The organism is Streptomyces nanhaiensis (assembly GCF_046614825.1).
Classification (GTDB): Bacteria; Actinomycetota; Actinomycetes; order Streptomycetales; family Streptomycetaceae; genus Streptomyces; species Streptomyces radiopugnans.
The window spans coordinates 1-15,497 of sequence record NZ_JBKJFM010000003.1 but is presented as its reverse complement, the minus strand read 5'-3'; the positions used below and the strand labels follow the sequence as shown (position 1 = coordinate 15,497).

16 protein-coding genes and 1 pseudogene are annotated in these 15,497 nt (G+C 73.3%); 8 read left to right on the top strand and 9 right to left on the bottom strand.

Annotation, left to right across the window (positions count from 1 at the left end; all coding sequences use genetic code 11):
• Positions 1 to 67: 67 nt before the first annotated feature.
• The 5 genes from ACLIYP_RS01620 to ACLIYP_RS01600 all read right to left on the bottom strand — a co-directional run bounded on the left by ACLIYP_RS01620 (position 68) and on the right by ACLIYP_RS01600 (position 3,584).
• Entirely contained in the window at positions 68 to 1,768 is a 1,701-nt protein-coding gene (locus ACLIYP_RS01620; protein ID WP_412711332.1) for an acyl-CoA mutase large subunit family protein, read from the bottom strand.
• Positions 1,769 to 1,897: 129 nt separating this feature from the next.
• Entirely contained in the window at positions 1,898 to 2,236 is a 339-nt protein-coding gene (locus tag ACLIYP_RS01615; protein WP_093661875.1) for a DUF3817 domain-containing protein, read from the bottom strand.
• A gap of 76 nt (positions 2,237 to 2,312) precedes the next feature.
• Positions 2,313 to 2,822 carry a MarR family winged helix-turn-helix transcriptional regulator gene (locus ACLIYP_RS01610; RefSeq protein ID WP_237878613.1) on the bottom strand — a complete coding sequence of 170 codons (510 nt, stop codon included), beginning with the start codon at positions 2,820 to 2,822 and terminating at the stop codon, positions 2,313 to 2,315.
• Between the two features lie 100 nt (positions 2,823 to 2,922).
• The gene (locus tag ACLIYP_RS01605) at positions 2,923 to 3,213 is read right to left on the bottom strand and encodes an MTH1187 family thiamine-binding protein (protein ID WP_093661879.1); all 291 of its coding nucleotides are present in this window, start codon (positions 3,211 to 3,213) and stop codon (positions 2,923 to 2,925) included.
• A complete protein-coding gene (locus ACLIYP_RS01600) occupies positions 3,210 to 3,584 on the bottom strand; it encodes a DUF3817 domain-containing protein (protein ID WP_412711331.1) in 375 nt (124 codons plus the stop codon). The genes ACLIYP_RS01605 and ACLIYP_RS01600 overlap by 4 nt, the downstream gene beginning before the upstream one ends.
• Positions 3,585 to 3,669: 85 nt before the next feature.
• On the opposite strand from ACLIYP_RS01600, the gene ACLIYP_RS01595 reads away from it, so the two are divergent.
• The 5 genes from ACLIYP_RS01595 to ACLIYP_RS01575 all read left to right on the top strand — a co-directional run bounded on the left by ACLIYP_RS01595 (position 3,670) and on the right by ACLIYP_RS01575 (position 7,548).
• Positions 3,670 to 4,308: an AIM24 family protein gene (locus ACLIYP_RS01595; RefSeq protein ID WP_412711330.1), complete on the top strand. Its 639-nt coding sequence runs from the start codon at positions 3,670 to 3,672 to the stop codon at positions 4,306 to 4,308.
• A 189-nt stretch (positions 4,309 to 4,497) separates the two neighbouring features.
• Positions 4,498 to 5,148 (top strand): AIM24 family protein, encoded by a 651-nt coding sequence (locus tag ACLIYP_RS01590; protein ID WP_412711329.1) that lies wholly within the window; start codon positions 4,498 to 4,500, stop codon positions 5,146 to 5,148.
• Positions 5,145 to 5,933 (top strand): AIM24 family protein, encoded by a 789-nt coding sequence (locus ACLIYP_RS01585; RefSeq protein WP_412711328.1) that lies wholly within the window; start codon positions 5,145 to 5,147, stop codon positions 5,931 to 5,933. Before ACLIYP_RS01590 ends, ACLIYP_RS01585 begins: the two co-directional genes overlap by 4 nt.
• A gap of 68 nt (positions 5,934 to 6,001) precedes the next feature.
• Complete coding sequence (locus tag ACLIYP_RS01580) at positions 6,002 to 6,478, top strand: MarR family winged helix-turn-helix transcriptional regulator (RefSeq protein ID WP_412711327.1); 477 nt, start codon at positions 6,002 to 6,004, stop codon at positions 6,476 to 6,478.
• A 185-nt stretch (positions 6,479 to 6,663) separates the two neighbouring features.
• The gene (locus tag ACLIYP_RS01575) at positions 6,664 to 7,548 is read left to right on the top strand and encodes a hypothetical protein (protein WP_412711326.1); all 885 of its coding nucleotides are present in this window, start codon (positions 6,664 to 6,666) and stop codon (positions 7,546 to 7,548) included.
• Here the strand turns inward: ACLIYP_RS01575 and ACLIYP_RS01570 are convergent.
• Both ACLIYP_RS01570 and ACLIYP_RS01565 read right to left on the bottom strand, forming a co-directional pair.
• Positions 7,545 to 9,074 carry a sensor histidine kinase gene (locus ACLIYP_RS01570; RefSeq protein ID WP_412711421.1) on the bottom strand — a complete coding sequence of 510 codons (1,530 nt, stop codon included), beginning with the start codon at positions 9,072 to 9,074 and terminating at the stop codon, positions 7,545 to 7,547. The genes ACLIYP_RS01575 and ACLIYP_RS01570 overlap by 4 nt on opposite strands.
• A 79-nt stretch (positions 9,075 to 9,153) precedes the next feature.
• Positions 9,154 to 9,819 (bottom strand): response regulator transcription factor, encoded by a 666-nt coding sequence (locus ACLIYP_RS01565; RefSeq protein WP_412711325.1) that lies wholly within the window; start codon positions 9,817 to 9,819, stop codon positions 9,154 to 9,156.
• A gap of 122 nt (positions 9,820 to 9,941) precedes the next feature.
• Here ACLIYP_RS01565 and ACLIYP_RS01560 point away from each other — a divergent pair, with 122 nt between their 5' ends.
• A complete protein-coding gene (locus tag ACLIYP_RS01560; protein ID WP_412711324.1) occupies positions 9,942 to 10,472 on the top strand; it encodes a PepSY domain-containing protein in 531 nt (176 codons plus the stop codon).
• Between the two features lie 19 nt (positions 10,473 to 10,491).
• Here ACLIYP_RS01560 and meaB read toward each other — a convergent pair whose 3' ends face one another.
• Positions 10,492 to 11,451, bottom strand: coding sequence for a methylmalonyl Co-A mutase-associated GTPase MeaB (meaB, locus tag ACLIYP_RS01555; protein WP_412711323.1), 960 nt, complete (start codon positions 11,449 to 11,451; stop codon positions 10,492 to 10,494).
• Positions 11,452 to 11,654: 203 nt separating this feature from the next.
• Positions 11,655 to 12,881 (bottom strand): acetyl-CoA C-acetyltransferase, encoded by a 1,227-nt coding sequence (locus ACLIYP_RS01550; RefSeq protein WP_412711322.1) that lies wholly within the window; start codon positions 12,879 to 12,881, stop codon positions 11,655 to 11,657.
• Positions 12,882 to 13,018: 137 nt separating this feature from the next.
• Between ACLIYP_RS01550 and mce the strand changes: the two genes are divergently transcribed.
• Both mce and ACLIYP_RS01540 read left to right on the top strand, forming a co-directional pair.
• Complete coding sequence (gene mce, locus ACLIYP_RS01545; RefSeq protein WP_093661901.1) at positions 13,019 to 13,450, top strand: methylmalonyl-CoA epimerase; 432 nt, start codon at positions 13,019 to 13,021, stop codon at positions 13,448 to 13,450.
• A 148-nt stretch (positions 13,451 to 13,598) separates the two neighbouring features.
• Positions 13,599 to 15,497, top strand: a pseudogene (locus ACLIYP_RS01540) (hypothetical protein); the annotation flags it as partial.

The following is a 15,497-nucleotide window of genomic DNA, read 5'->3' as shown; positions in this document are numbered from 1 at the left end:
GGGCGGCGGTCCGGTCCGGTGACCGGCGCGCGGTGGCCGGCGGCCGGTCACCGCGCGCCGCGCCGCGTCAGAAGCCGGCGGGCTCGGTGTAGACGCCCCACTCCTCGCGCAGCACCCCGCAGATCTCGCCCAGCGTCGCCTCGGCGCGCACCGCGTCCAGCATGGGCTCGATCATGTTGGAGCCGTCCCGGGCGGCGGCCAGCATCCCGTCCAGGGCGGCGCGCACGCGCGCGTCGTCGCGCGCGGCCTTGCGCTCGGCCAGCACGCGCACCTGCTCGCGCTCGACCTCGTGGCTGACCCGCAGGATCTCCAGGTCGCCGGTGACCGAGCCGGTGTGGCAGTTGACGCCGACGACCTTCTTCTCGCCCTTCTCCAGCGACTGCTGGTAGCGGAAGGCGGCCTCGGCGATCTCGCCGGTGAACCAGCCGTCCTCGATGCCGCGCAGGATGCCGGATGTGATCGGGCCGATGGGGTGGTTGCCGTCCGGCACCGCGCGGCGGCCGCGCTCCCGGATCTGCTCGAAGATCTTCTCGGCGTCGGCCTCGATCCGGTCGGTCAGCGCCTCGACGTACCAGGAGCCGCCCAGCGGGTCGGCCACGTTGGCCACGCCCGTCTCCTCCATCAGCACCTGCTGGGTGCGCAGCGCGATCTCCGCGGCCTGCTCGCTGGGCAGGGCGAGGGTCTCGTCCAGGGCGTTGGTGTGCAGGGAGTTGGTGCCGCCCAGCACGGCCGCCAGCGCCTCCACGGCGGTGCGCACCACGTTGTTGTACGGCTGCTGGGCGGTGAGCGAGACGCCCGCGGTCTGGGTGTGGAAGCGCAGCCACTGCGCCTTCTCGCTCTTCGCGCCGTACACGTCCCGCATCCAGCGCGCCCAGATCCGCCGGGCGGCGCGGAACTTGGCGATCTCCTCGAAGAAGTCCACGTGCGCGTCGAAGAAGAACGACAGGCCGGGCGCGAAGGCGTCCACGTCCAGGCCGCGCGAGAGGCCCAGCTCCACGTAGCCGAAGCCGTCGGCGAGGGTGTACGCCAGCTCCTGCGCGGCCGTCGAGCCGGCCTCGCGGATGTGGTAGCCGGAGACCGACAGCGGCTTGTACGCCGGGATGCCCCGGGCGCAGTGCTCCATCAGGTCGCCGATCAGGCGCAGGTGCGGCTCCGGCTCGAAGAGCCACTCCTTCTGCGCGATGTACTCCTTGAAGATGTCCGTCTGGAGCGTGCCGTTGAGGACGGAGGGGTCCACGCCCTGCCGCTCGGCGGCCACCAGGTACATGCAGAACACCGGCACGGCCGGACCGCTGATCGTCATCGAGGTGGTGACGTCGCCCAGCGGGATGTCCCGGAAGAGGACCTCCATGTCGGCGGCGGAGTCGATGGCGACACCGCAGTGGCCGACCTCGCCCAGCGAGCGCGGGTCGTCGGAGTCGCGGCCCATCAGGGTCGGCATGTCGAAGGCGACCGACAGCCCGCCGCCGCCGGCCGCGAGGATCATCTTGTAGCGCTCGTTGGTCTGCTCGGCGTTGCCGAAGCCCGCGAACTGGCGGATGGTCCAGGTCCGGCCGCGGTAGCCGGTGGGATACAGGCCGCGGGTGAAGGGGAACTCGCCGGGCCAGCCGATCCGCTCGAACCCCTCGACGGTGTCGCCGGGCGCGGGGCCGTAGACAGGCTCGACGGGGTCGCCGGAGAGCGTGGTGAAGTCGGCGTCCCGCTTGCGTGCGGCGTCGTACCGGGCCTGCCAGCGGCGGCGGCCCTCTGCGATGGCGTCAGCGTCCATACGCACAAATTTACTAGGACGTCCAAGTAATTGTCGATGGAAGACCGCCCGGTGCGGCGTGGCGCACACGGGCGGCCCAGTGGTTCCCGAGGCGCGCGCGAGGGCCGGCCCCGGCGCCCGGGGCGGCGGTCAGGCCTCGGCGGGAACGGCCGCGTCGTCCTCGACCAGCGGCCCGACCTCGCGCGACACCTTCCGCTCGACGAAGAACGCGGCGGTGGGGACGGTGCCCGCGAGCAGCACCCAGGCCAGCTTGCCGAACTTCCACTTCGCCTTGGAGCCCAGGTCGAAGGCGAAGACCAGGTACAGCACGTACAGCCAGCCGTGGGCGATGCTGACGACGCTGGTGAAGCCCTCGGCGCCGTCCATCTCCAGCAGGTACTTGCCGATCATGCCGATGACCAGCAGGACCAGCAGGACACCGGTGACGTAGGCCATCACCCGGTAGCGGGTGAGCACGCTCTTCTTCATGCACACGAGCGTAACCGGCGCTCCGCGGGGCCCGGCCGCGGCCCCGGGCCCGGCGGATTCCGGCGGAGAGCCCGGCTCAGCCCTCCTTGAAGTCCCCCGCGGCCACGCGCAGCGGCCTGAGCAGCGCGAAGATCTCGTCGCACTCCTCGTCGTCGTACGCGCCGAGCCCGAAGTCCATCGCCATCAGGTCGCGGGTGGCCGCCTCGCACACCTCGCGCCCCCGGTCGGTGATGGAGGCGAGCGTGCCGCGGCCGTCGTTGGGGTTGGGGCGCTTGGCCACCAGGCCGGACCTCACCAGGCGGTCGACGGTGTTGGTCACGGAGGTGGGGTGGACCATCAGCCGCTCACCGATCTTCGACATCGGCAGCTCGCCCGCCTTGGAGAAGGTCAGCAGCACCAGCGCCTCATAACGGGCGAAGGTCAGCCCGTAGGGCTTGACGACGGCGTCGACCTCGGCGAGCAGGATCTGGTGCGCGCGCATGATCGAGGTGATCGCGGCCATCGAGGGCACGGAGCCCCATCGCTGCTTCCACAGTTCGTCGGCGCGGGCGATCGGGTCGAACGTCAGGCTGAGCGGCTTCGGCACGGCTACGACCTTACCGGCCGGTCATATCGTGGTCAGCTCCGTCTCAGCAATCGGGCCGCCCGGCGGCACGGCCACCGCCGGGCGGGGAGGGAGGCGGCGCTCAGCCCAGGTGCCGCTCGACGGTGGCGACCTTCGAGGTCAGGCCGTCGGTGACACCGGGGCGGACGTCGGCCTTGAGGACGAGCGAGACGCGCGGCGCCCGGGCCTCGACTGCGGCCACCGCCCGCCGCACGACCTCCATGCACTCGTCCCACTCGCCCTCGATCGAGGTGAACATCGCGTCGGTGCGGTTGGGCAGCCCGGACTCGCGGACCACGCGCACCGCGTCGGCGACGTACTCCCCCACGTCCTCACCGACCCCGAGCGGAGTGACCGAGAAGGCGACGATCACGCGTCCACCGCCCCCGTGCGGGGCCGCTCGCTCTGCTTGGCCCGCTCGGCACGGGCCCGGGCGGCGATCACGCTCGCCTCGGCCTCGCGGCGCAGCAGCCTGTCGGCGTAGAAACCGCCGCCGGGCAGCACCGAGAGCACGAAGTAGAGCGCGGCGCGGCCCAGCGGCCACTTGGCGCGGTTCCAGGCGTCCAGCCAGAAGATCATGTAGAGCACGAACAGGGCGCCGTGGACGGCGCCCATCACCGGTACCGCGTTGAACTCGGTCGTGCGCTTGAGCACGGAGCACACCAGCAGCAGCAGGAAGGAGACTGCCTCCGGGGTGGAGATCAGCCGGAGGCGGCGGAGCGCTGAAGCGGTCTTGAGGTCCACGGGGAGATCCTTTGTGAAGGGATGCACAAGCTCTGCCATTGTGGCAGCCTCCCCCCGGAGACCCTCGTCCGGGTAGATTCGCACCGTGGCTCGGTTCCGACTCCAAGGCGGCAAGGTCCTCGCCGTCGACCTGGCAGGCGACACGGTCAGGGCCAAGAACGGCTCGATGGTCGCCTACGACGGTCAGATGGCCTTCAAGAAGCTCACCGGCGGCGGCGAGGGCCTGCGTGGCATGGTCACCCGCCGCCTCACCGGTGAGCAGATGGAGATGATGGAGGTGAAAGGGCAGGGCACCTGCTACTTCGCCGACCGCGCGAGCGACATCAGCCTGGTGGCGCTCCAGGGGCAGAAGCTCCATGTGGAGTCCAGCAACCTGCTGTGCGCCGACGGTTCCCTGCGCACCGGCACCGCCTTCACCGGACTGCGCGGCGCCTCCCAGGGCAACGGCCTGTTCACCACCACCGTCGAGGGCACCGGCACGGCGGCGCTGATGTCGGACGGCCCGGCGGTGGTGCTGCGCGTCACACCGCAGTCGCCGCTCCAGGTGGACCCGGGGGCGTACGTGGCCCACACCGGGAACCTGCGGCAGGAGTTCCAGACGGGCGTGAACTTCCGGACCTTCATGGGCGAGGGGTCGGGCGAGTCCTTCCAGATCCGCTTCGAGGGCGAGGGGCTGGTCTACGTCCAGCCCAGCGAGCGGAACACGATCGGCGGTGACGTCTGACCGTGAGCGACGCACGTGCGGCCACCGGCCCGCAGACGACCACCCAACCCGCACCCCCGCACCGCACGGGCGGAGAAGCGAACGGAAAGACGCCGTGAGCGACGCACGTGCGGCCACCGGCCCGCAGACGACCACCCAACCCGCGCCCCCGCACCGCACGGGCGGAGAAGCTCACAAAAGGGGGACCTGATGCCGTTCAGGGAGATCAGTTCCAAGATGGTCGAGGCCCGGGTGACGCCCGGGCAGCGGATGTTCAGCCAGCGCGGCGCGATGATCGCGTACAAGGGCGAGGTCTCCTTCACGCCCAGCATCCAGGGCGGCCAGGGCGGCATCGGCTCGATGATCGGGCGGCGACTGGCCGGCGAGGCGGCTCCGCTGATGACGGTCGAGGGCGACGGCACCGTGCTGTTCGGCCACGGCGGCCATCACGTCGAGGTGGTCGAACTGTCCGGCGACACCCTCTACGTGGAGGCGGACCGGCTGCTCGCCTTCGACGGGACGCTGGAGCAGGGCACGATGTTCATGGGCTCCCAGGGCGGGGTCATGGGCATGGTGCGCGGCCAGGTGACCGGGCAGGGGCTGTTCACCACGACGCTCAAGGGGCACGGCTCGGTGGCCGTGATGGCCCACGGCGGGGTGCTCCGGCTCCCGATCGCCCCGGGCCGCCCGGTCCACGTCGATCCGCAGGCGTACGTCGCCCACCACGGGGACGTACGGAACAAGCTCTCCACGGCGCTCGGCTGGCGGGACATGGTCGGGCGCGGCTCGGGCGAGGCGTTCCAGCTCGAACTGTCCGGGCAGGGCGAGGTGTTCGTACAGGCCAGCGAGGAGAAGCTGTGAACGGTCCGGTCGTCCACGACGCCCACACACTGCCGTCGAACGACAACGTCAACCCCTACGCGTTCTGCGTCGACCTGTCGGGCCGGTGGTTCCTGCAGAAGGGGAAGATGATCGCCTACTACGGGCAGATCACCTTCAACGGCATCGGCCACGGCCCCCTGGACCGGCTGGTCGCCGCCAGCTTCCACTCCCCGCTGCACGCCTCGGACTGGGTGGTCGCCGAGGGCAAGGGCAAGATGCTGCTCGCCGACCGGGCGTTCGACGTGAACTCGTACGACCTGGAGGACGGAAACCTCACCATCCGCTCGGGCAACCTGCTGGCCTTCGAGCCGAGCCTGGCGCTGAAGCAGTCGATCGTCCCCGGTTTCGTGACCCTGCTGGGGACGGGGAAGTTCGTGGCCGCCTCCAACGGCGAGGTGCACTTCGTGGAGCCGCCCGTACGGGTCGATCCGCAGGCCCTGGTCGGCTGGGCCGACTGCCCCTCGCCCTGCCACCACTACGACCACCAGTACATGCGCGGTGTGCTCGGCGGACTGCGGGCGATGACCGGCATCGGCGGCGTCTCCGGCGAGGAGCACCAGTTCGACTTCACCGGGGCGGGGACGGTGCTGATCCAGTCGACCGAGGTGCTGATGGAGGAGCGGGACACCGGCGCACCTCCGCCGTCGCAGCCGGGCGTCCCCGGTGCGGGCGGCGGGCACGGTGGTCACGGCGGGCACGGTGGGCAGCAACTGCCCCAGCTTCCGGGCCATTTGGGCGGCATCCAGCGCCGCTTCGGACTGTGACCGAGGCGCTGCCCCGGGTGAGGGTCCCCGGCGGAGCGCCCCCCGGCCGCCGGGTAGAGTCCCGGGGCATGGAGAGTGACAAGGAAACCCGCTGGCTGAGCGCAGAGGAGCAGCGCGCCTGGCGTGTCCACCTCGACGTCAACAGGCTTCTCATGCACCAACTGGAGCGGGACCTCCAGCCGTTCGGGCTGACCATGAACGACTACGAGATCCTGGTGAACCTCTCCGAGTCGGACGACCACCGGATGCGGATGAGCGATCTGGCCGCCGCCACCCTGCAGTCCAAGAGCCGTCTGTCCCACCAGATCACCCGCATGGAGAAGGCCGGGCTGGTGCGCCGGGAGAACTGCGAGTCCGACAAGCGCGGGCTGTTCGCGGTGCTGACCGAGCACGGCTGGACGACGATGCGCGAGGTCGCGCCGCACCATGTCGCCTCCGTGAGGAGCCACTTCATCGACCTGCTCGCACCCGAGGCGCTCGACGTGCTGCACGGCTCACTGGTGCCGGTCGCCGAACACCTGCGGTCGCTGCGCGGACGCGGTTGAGACGCCCCGTCAAACCCCCGCGCCCCGCGGGGAGTCCGTAGGGGATGATGAGGAGGACCCGCTCGACTGCCGTGACGGACAAGACGCGGCGGGTCCGCGGCTGACTGGCCCTTTCCGGGGGAGCGCTGGACCGGACGAGCGGGAGGGTCATCTGCCGCCGGACCCGCGCCAAGAGGTAACCGCCGATGAGTCAGCCACCACCGGGCCGGCCCCCGAACGACGGCTTCGGCCCCCCGCAGTATCCGGGCGGGCAGCCGCAGCCGCCCCGGCAGCCCCCGCCGCCGCAGGGCGGCCCGCCCCAGGCTCCGCCGCCGGGCTACGGCGGGCCCGCGGCGTACCCCCAGGGCGGCGGGCAGCCGGGCTACGCCTACCCGCAGCCCGGGCAGCAGCCGCCCCAGCAGCCCTACGGGCAGCCGAACCCGTACGCCGCCTACCCGCCGCCTCCGCAGGCCGGTGGAGGCCCCGGCCCGAAGGGCGCGAAGGGCAGGGTGGCCCTCATCGTCGGCGGCGCCGTGGTGGCGCTCGCCCTCATCGGCGGCGGGGTCTACCTGGCGGTCGGTGATGACGACGGCGAGCCGGCCGCCACCGCCGCGAGCCCCTCCCCCAGCGTCTCCTCCGAGCCTGCCGAGGAGACGGACGAGCCGGAGGAGCCGACCGAGGAGCCGGCCGAGGACCCGCTCGACGACTACGACGAGCCCACCGACGAACCGGCCGACGAACCGGCCGACGAACCGGCCGGGGCGCCGCCCGCCCAGAACGACTTCAAGGGGCAGTGGCAGGGCGAGGGCGCCAGGACGCTGACCGTCGGCAAGGTCTTCGAGAGCGGGGAGGCCGAGGGGAAGAACTCGGTCTCCTGGGTCGAGTTCGGCGGCGACGGCATATGCGTGGGCATCGGCGAGAACCAGAGCCGCGGCTACCGGATCGCGCTCAAGTGCGGCGAGGGCGATGACGAGGAGTACATCGCGGGCACCGCCAACAAGACCTCGGACGGCGAGAGCATCAAGATCAAGTGGGACGACGGGGGCGGAACCGACACCCTCGACTGGATCGGCGACGACAACATCACCTAGTGCCGCCCCGGGCGGGCCGGGGCGGCGGCGGGCAGCCGCAGGGTGAACAGGGCGCCGCCCCCGGCCGCCCGGCCGACGGTGAGGGTGCCGCCGTGCCGGCCCGCCACGTCGCGGGCGATGGCCAGCCCCAGCCCGGCTCCGCCGTCGTCCCGGCTGCGCGCGTCGTCCAGCCGTACGAACCGCTCGAAGATCCTCTCCCGCTCCTCCTCCGGCACCCCGGCGCCGTCGTCGGCGACCTCCAGCACGGCCTGCCCGTGTTCGCGGCCCACCCGCACCCGGACGCGGGAGGCCGCGTGGCGCTGGGCGTTGTCCAGGAGGTTGCCGAGCACCCGGGCGAGCAGGCCGCGCGAGCCCGACACCTCCACCGATTCACCGTCCTCGCCGCCCTCACCGTCCTCGCCGTTCTCCAGGACCACGGCGATCCGGTCCCCGGTGCGCTGCGCCAGTTCCTCCCGCACCAGCGCGTACAGGTCCACCCGCGCGTCACCGGGGCGCTCCCCGGCGTCCAGGCGGGCCAGCAGCAGCAGATCGGCGGCGAGGGCCTGCAGCCGTACGGTGTCGTGGACCGCGCCGTCGATGTCGAGCAGTCCGGGGTGGGCGGCGGCGACCTCCAGCTGGGTACGCAGGGAGGCGATCGGGCTGCGCAGCTCGTGCGAGGCGTCGGCGACGAAGCGGCGCTGCCGTTCGACGGACGCCTCCAGGGCGCTCAGGGTCTCGTTGGTGGTGCGCGCCAGGCGCGCGACCTCGTCGCGGGAGGGGGGCTCGGGCACGCGCCGGGACAGGTCGGTGCCGGCCGCGACGGCCGCCATCTCCCGCCGGATGCCCTCCACCGGGCGCAGCGCGCCCCGGGTGACCAGCCAGGTGACGCCCCCGACGACGGCGAGCAGCGCGGGCAGCCCGGCGAGCATGGTGCCGGTGACGGTCGAGACGGCCTCCTCCTGCTCGGCGAGGGAGGCGCCGGCGTAGACGGTGACGGGGACGCGGTCGCGGGTGACGCCCTGCACGGCGACCAGGCGGAAGTCCTGCGTCGCCGCAGCCCGGGAGCGGTCGTAGGTCACCTCCCCGTCCTCGTCGACGGGCAGGGCGACGGTGCGGGTGACGCTGTTGCGGTCCACCGCGACAGGCTCGTCGGACGGCGCCGGGGTGGCGCCGCCCCCGTCGTCGTCGCGGTCGTCGTCGCGGTCGTCACGGTCGTCACGGTCGTCACGGTCATCGCCGTCGCCGTCGTCGCCGCTGTCCTCCGGAGAGGGCGTGGTGGGCGTCCGCCGGGGTTCCGCGGGCCTGTTGAAGTCGGCGACGGGCCCGCGCCCGCGCAGCGGGGCGCCGGCACCGAGCACCGTGCCGAAGGCGTCCACCACCTGCACCGGTTCGTCGTCCGCCAGCGCGTCCACTCCCGCCACCTCCTCCGCCGGCACGTCGGCGACCCCGGCGGCGACCTCGCGGGCGGTGGTCTCGGCGTGCAGCCGGGCGTTCTCGGCGAGGCCTCCGCGGAGCACCTCGACCACCGCGACACCGGCCGCCACCAGGGCGACCGCCACCACGAGCGTGGCGCCGAGCGCGGCGCGCACCCGGACGGTGAGCCGGGCCAGCGGGGAGGGCAGGGGCCTACGCACCGGCCCGCACCAGCCGGTACCCGGCGCCGCGCACCGTGGCGATCGCCGCGCTGCCCAGCTTGCGGCGCAGCGCGCTGACGTACACCTCGACGATGTTGACGTCGCCCTCATAGGCGAAGTCCCAGACGTGTTCGAGGACTTCCGCCTTGGAGACCACCTCCCCGGCGCGCACCGCCAGGTACTCCAGGACGGCGAACTCCTTGGCGGTCAGCGCCACCTCGCGCCCGTCCAGGGTCACCCGCCGTGCGGCGGGGTCCACGGTCAGCCCGCCCACCCGCAGCACGGCCGCCCCGCCCCGGGTGCGGCGACGCAGCAGCGCCCTCACCCGGGCGAGCAGCACCACGTAGGAGAACGGCTTGGCGAGGTAGTCGTCGGCGCCGGTGTCGAGGCCCTCGGCCTCGTCGTACTCGCCGTCCTTGGCGGTCAGCATCAGGATCGGCGTCTCGTCCCCGGCGGCGCGCAGGGCCGAGCAGACCCGGTAGCCGTTCATGCCCGGCAGCATGATGTCGAGGACGATCAGGTCGTAGGGACCCTCGGTAGCCCGGTGCAGCCCGTCCCGCCCGTCGTGGACCACGTCGACGGCGAACCCCTCGGCCGTCAGCCCCCTGGCCAGCGACAGGGCGAGCCGCTTCTCGTCCTCCACGATCAGTACGCGCATGGGGTCAGCCTGCCAAAAGCCGCCTGAAGAGATCTTCAGGCGGCTTCAGGAAGCCCTCAGCCGCACCCTGCGACGGTGTTCCACGCCGGATACGGAACCCCGCCTCCAGGGAGGAAACACCCATGAACCGCAAGCTGGTCGTCGCCGCAGTCGCCACCGCCGCCCTAGCCGTCGGCGGTGGCACCCTCGCCTTCGCCGGGGACGACACCGATCGGAGCGCCCTGGCCGCGAGTCTGCGGGCCGGTGCCGACACCGACGGCCGGGACGACACCGACGGCCGGGACGACCGGAGCGACGACGACCGGGGCGAGCGGCAGACGCTGCGCGACACCGAGGTGACGCTCCAGGAGGCCGTCGCGGCCGCGCTGAAGGCCGTACCGGGCACGGCGGAGTCCGCCGAGCTGGACGACGACAGCGACCGGCCGGTCTGGGACGTCGACGTCCTGGGCGAGGACGGCGCCTGGCACGAGGTCTCGGTGGACGCGGACAGCGCCGACGTGCTGGAGCGGGGCGCCGGCCCGGACGACGGCGACGACGCGGAGGACGACCGGGACGACGACACGGACGACCGCGGCGACGACGCGGAGGACCGGGGCAGGGCCGACGCCGACGACCAGGACGGCGACCGGGACGACGACCGCCGCGAGGGCTGACGGCCGCCCCCCGCCGGGCTCACTCGCCCGTCAGCCCCGCCACCAGCTCGTCGGCCGCCGCGTACGGGTCGAGCGTCCCGGCCGCGATCCGCTCGGCCAGCGCGTCCAGGCGCCGGTCGCCGCGCAGGTCGCCGATGCGCTCGCGCAGCGCGGTCACCGCGATGGTCTCCACCTCGCGGGCCGCGCGCGCCCGGCGGCGCTCGGCGAGCACCCCGCGCTCCTCCATCCAGGCCCGGTGCTTCTCCAGCGCCTCGACGACCTCGTCGACGCCCTCGCCGCGCGCGGCGACGGTCTTGACGATCGGCGGGCGCCAGTCGCCGGGCTTCCGGGCCTCGCCGAGGCCCAGCATGTGGTTGAGCTCGCGGGCGGTGGCGTCGGCGCCGTCGCGGTCGGCCTTGTTGACCACGTAGACGTCGCCGATCTCCAGGATCCCGGCCTTGGCGGCCTGGATGCCGTCGCCCATGCCGGGTGCGAGGAGGACGACGGAGGTGTCGGCCTGCGAGGCGATCTCGACCTCGGACTGGCCGACGCCGACCGTCTCCACCAGGACCACGTCGCAGCCGGCCGCGTCCAGGACGCGGATGGCCTGCGGGGCGGCCCAGGCCAGGCCGCCGAGGTGGCCGCGGGTGGCCATGGAGCGGATGTAGACGCCGGGGTCGGAGGCGTGCTCGGACATCCGCACCCGGTCGCCCAGCAGCGCGCCGCCGGAGAAGGGCGAGGAGGGGTCCACCGCGAGGACGCCGACCCGCCTGCCGGCCTTGCGGTACGCGGTCACCAGCGCCGAGGTGGAGGTGGACTTGCCCACCCCCGGCGAGCCGGTCAGGCCGACGACGTACGCGTTGCCCGTCAGCGGCGCCAGCGCCGCCATGACCTCCCTGAGCTGCGGGGAGGCGCCCTCCACCAGCGAGATCAGCCGGGCCACGGCCCGGGGCCTGCCCTGCCGTGCCTGCTCCACCAGTCCGGGGACGTCCACCGCCATGCGTGCTGCGCTCCTCGCGTTACTCGGCCGTCGCCGGCCCTCGGTCGGCCCTCATCGGCCCTCGTCGGCCGCCGGACGGCCGCTGTGGCCGGCCGCCCGGTCCGGCCGTCATTCTTTCCCGCGCCGCTCGCGCGCCGCCGTGCCGCCGGTCACACGGGCCCGCACCCGCCGGATACGGCGTACGGGCCCGTGCGACCGCGCCGTCACTTCCCGGGCACCCGCACGATCAGGGCGTCGCCCTGGCCGCCGCCCCCGCACAGCGCCGCGGCGCCGACGCCCCCGCCGCGCCGCTTGAGCTCCAGGGCGAGGTGGAGCACGATGCGCGCGCCGGACATACCGATCGGGTGACCCAGCGCGATCGCGCCGCCGTTGACGTTCACCTTTTCGTGGTCGATGCCGAGGTCCTTCATCGACTGCACCGCGACGGCCGCGAACGCCTCGTTGATCTCGATCAGGTCGAGGTCGCCGACCTCCAGGTCGTCCTTCTTCAGGGCGTGGCGGATGGCGTTGGACGGCTGCGACTGCAGGGAGTTGTCGGGGCCCGCGACGTTGCCGTGGGCGCCGATCTCGGCGATCCACTCCAGGCCCAGCTCCTCGGCCTTGGCCCTGCTCATCACGACCACCGCGGCGGCGCCGTCGGAGATCTGCGAGGAGCTGCCGGCGGTGATGGTGCCGTCCTTGGCGAAGGCCGGGCGCAGCCTGCCCAGGGACTCGGCGGTGGTCTCGGGCCGGATGCCCTCGTCCTTGGAGAACAGGATCGGGTCGCCCTTGCGCTGCGGGATCTCCACCGGGGTGATCTCGGCGTCGAACAGGCCGTTCTTCTGCGCGGCGGCGGCCCGCTGGTGGGAGAGGGCGGCGATCTCGTCCTGCTCGGCGCGGCCGATGCCCAGGCGGGTGTTGTGCTTCTCGGTGGACTCGCCCATGGCGACGTTCTCGAAGGAGTCGGTCAGGCCGTCGTGGGCCATGGCGTCCAGCATCTGCACCGCGCCGTACTTGAAGCCCTCGCGGGACTTCGGCAGCAGGTGGGGGGCGCCTGTCATGGACTCCTGGCCGCCGGCGACGACCACGTCGAACTCGCCGGCGCGGATGAGCTGGTCGGCCAGCGCGATGGCGTCCAGGCCCGACAGGCAGACCTTGTTGATCGTCAGCGCGGGGACGTTCATGGGGATGCCGGCCTTGACGGCGGCCTGGCGCGCCGGGATCTGCCCGGCGCCGGCCTGGAGCACCTGGCCCATGATCACGTACTCGACCTGGTCCCCGCCGATGCCCGCGCGGTCCAGGGCCGCCTTGATGGCGAAGCCGCCCAGGTCGGCGCCGGAGAAGGTCTTCAGGGAGCCCAGCAGGCGGCCCATGGGCGTACGGGCGCCCGCGACGATCACGGAGGTGGCGGCGGACGCCGAACGGGTCTCGGGGTTCGTCTTTTCGGTCACGGTGCGGCCCCTTCGGAGCAGGGAGTTAACGAGGGTTATCGCCAATGTACTGAGCGGTACCGTCCCGGGTCACCGGTCGGTCGGTGTGACCGTGCGCACGTTGCGTAACCACACCCCGGGACGGTGCACTGTCTTCCATGCTGACGCGCATCGACCACATCGGTATCGCCTGTTTCGACCTGGACAAGACGGTGGACTTCTACCGTGCCACCTACGGCTTCGAGGTGTTCCACACCGAGGTGAACGAGGAGCAGGGGGTGCGCGAGGCCATGCTGCGGATCAACGGCACGGACGACGGCGGCGCCTCCTACCTCCAGCTCCTGGAACCGACCCGCGACGACTCCACGGTGGCCAAGTGGCTGGCGAAGAACGGCGAGGGCGTGCACCACATCGCCTTCGGCACCGCGGACGTCGACGGCGAGGCCGAGGCGATCCGGAACAAGGGCGTCCGGGTGCTGTACGACGAGCCGCGCACCGGCTCGATGGGCTCGCGGATCACCTTCCTCCACCCCAAGGACTGCCACGGCGTACTCACCGAACTGGTCACCTCCGCTTCCTCACACCACTGACGCCCGCTCCCCCGGCCGGTAGAGTGGCCGTTCGGCCGGGGCTGCGGGCCGGCAGGGGCCCGTCCCATGTTCCGCCGATGATCTGACACCATTTCTCCGAAGGGTCAGTTCACCTTCACCACGACCAGGGGACGGATGGGACCGCGCAGTGCGGGGCTACGACCGCTACGAGGCTGACGACCACCTCGACCACCTCTCTCAGCTCGAAGCCGAGATGAAGCGGCTGAAGGACGAGCGGGACAAGGCGGTCGACCACGCCGACGACCTCGGCTACCAGGTCGAAGTGCTGCGCGCCAAGCTGCACGAGGCGCGCCGCGCTCTCGCCGCGCGCCCGGCCGGCTACGACAACCTGTCGCACCAGGCCGAGCAGCTCCTGCGCAATGCCCAGGCGCAGGCCGAGCAGTTGCGCGCGGACGCCGAGCGCGAGCTGCGCGAGGCCCGGGCCCAGACCCAGCGGATCCTGCAGGAGCACGCCGAGCGGCAGGCCCGTATGGAGGCCGAGCTGCACGCGGAGGCGGTCGCCCGCCGCCAGCGGCTGGACGAGGAGCTGGCCGAGCGCCGCGCGACCGTCGAGTCCCACGTCAACGAGAACGTCGCCTGGGCCGAGCAGTTGCGCGCCCGCAGCGAGTCGCAGGCCCGGCGGCTGATGGACGAGGCCCGCGCCGAGGCCGAGCAGACCCTGGCCGCGGCCCGCGCCGAGGTGCAGCGGCTGACCGAGCAGTCCCGGCAGCGCCTGAACTCCGAGGCGGAGTCCGCCAAGGCCGAGGCCGAGCAGTTGCTGCGCCGGGCCCGCGCGGACGCCGAGCGGCTGCTGAACGCCGCCTCCACCCAGGCGCAGGAGGCCACCGAGCACGCCGAGCGGCTGCGCACCTCCACCGCGGCCGAGTCCGATACCGCCCGCCGCGAGGCCACCGCGCTGGCGCGCCAGGCCGAGCAGCGGATGCAGGAGGCCGAGACGGCGCTGCGCGAGGCCCGCGCGGAGGCCGACCGCGTCCTGGCCGAGGCTCGCGAGGCCGCCGCCAGGCGGCTGGCCGACGCCGAGTCGGAGAACGAGCAGCGCGGGCGTACCGCCAAGGCCGAGATCGCGCGCATGGTCGCCGAGGCCACCAAGGACGCCGAGGCCGCCAAGGCCGAGGCCGAGCAGGTGCGGGCCGACGCCCGTGCCGAGGCCGAGCGGCTGATCGCCGAGGCCCGCGAGAGCGCCCGCGCGAAGTCGGCCGAGGAGTCGGCCGCCCAGCTCGCCGAGGCCGCGCGTACGGCCGAGGAGGTGCTCACCAAGGCGTCCGAGGAGGCCAAGGCCACCACCCGGGCCGCCACCGAGGAGGCCGAGCGGCTGCGGGCCGAGGCCGAGGCGGAGGCCGACCGGCTGCGGGCCGAGGCGCACGATCTGGCCGAGCAGCTCAAGGGCGCGGCCAAGGACGACACCAAGGAGTACCGCGCCAAGACCGTCGAGCTCCAGGAGGAGGCGCGGCGGCTGCGCGGCGAGGCCGAGCAGTTGCGCGCGGACGCGGTCGAGGAGGGCGAGCGGATCCGCGGCGAGGCCCGCCGCGAGGCCGTCCAGCAGATCGAGGAGGCCGCCAGCCGCGCCGAGGAGCTGCTCAGCCAGGCCAAGGCGGACGCCGAGGAGACCCGCGGCGCCGCGGTGGCCGAGGGCGAGCGGGTGCGCACCGAGGCGATCGAGCGGGCCACCGCCCTGCGCCGCCAGGCCGAGGAGGCCCTGGAGCGGGCCCGCGCCGAGGCCGAGGAACTGCGGACCGCGGCCGAGCAGCAGGCCGAGCGGACCCGCGCGGAGGCCGAGCAGAGCGGCCGCAGGCTGCGCGAGGAGGCCGAGCAGGCCGTCACCGCCCGCCGCGCCGAGGCCGACGCGGAGCTGGAGCGGCTGCGCGATGAGGCCGAGCAGCGGCTGACCGCCGCCGAGGAGGAGCTGCGCGGGGCCCGGGAGGAGGCCGAGCGGCTGCGCGAGGAGGCCCGCGCCGAGACCGAGCGGCTGCGCGCGGAGTCGGCGGAGCGGCTGCGCGGTCTGCGGGAGCAGGCCGAGGAGGAGGCC

Bases quoted from the DNA above. Each gene is read 5' to 3' on its own strand.
- ACLIYP_RS01620 (WP_412711332.1), bottom strand. From the start codon at position 1,768: ATGGACGCTGACGCCATCGCAGAGGGCCGCCGCCGCTGGCAGGCCCGG.
- ACLIYP_RS01615 (WP_093661875.1), bottom strand. From the start codon at position 2,236: ATGAAGAAGAGCGTGCTCACCCGCTACCGGGTGATGGCCTACGTCACC.
- ACLIYP_RS01590 (WP_412711329.1), top strand. From the start codon at position 4,498: ATGCCGTTCAGGGAGATCAGTTCCAAGATGGTCGAGGCCCGGGTGACG.
- ACLIYP_RS01580 (WP_412711327.1), top strand. From the start codon at position 6,002: ATGGAGAGTGACAAGGAAACCCGCTGGCTGAGCGCAGAGGAGCAGCGC.
- ACLIYP_RS01575 (WP_412711326.1), top strand. From the start codon at position 6,664: ATGAGTCAGCCACCACCGGGCCGGCCCCCGAACGACGGCTTCGGCCCC.
- ACLIYP_RS01565 (WP_412711325.1), bottom strand. From the start codon at position 9,819: ATGCGCGTACTGATCGTGGAGGACGAGAAGCGGCTCGCCCTGTCGCTG.
- ACLIYP_RS01560 (WP_412711324.1), top strand. From the start codon at position 9,942: ATGAACCGCAAGCTGGTCGTCGCCGCAGTCGCCACCGCCGCCCTAGCC.
- meaB (WP_412711323.1), bottom strand. From the start codon at position 11,451: ATGGCGGTGGACGTCCCCGGACTGGTGGAGCAGGCACGGCAGGGCAGG.
- mce (WP_093661901.1), top strand. From the start codon at position 13,019: ATGCTGACGCGCATCGACCACATCGGTATCGCCTGTTTCGACCTGGAC.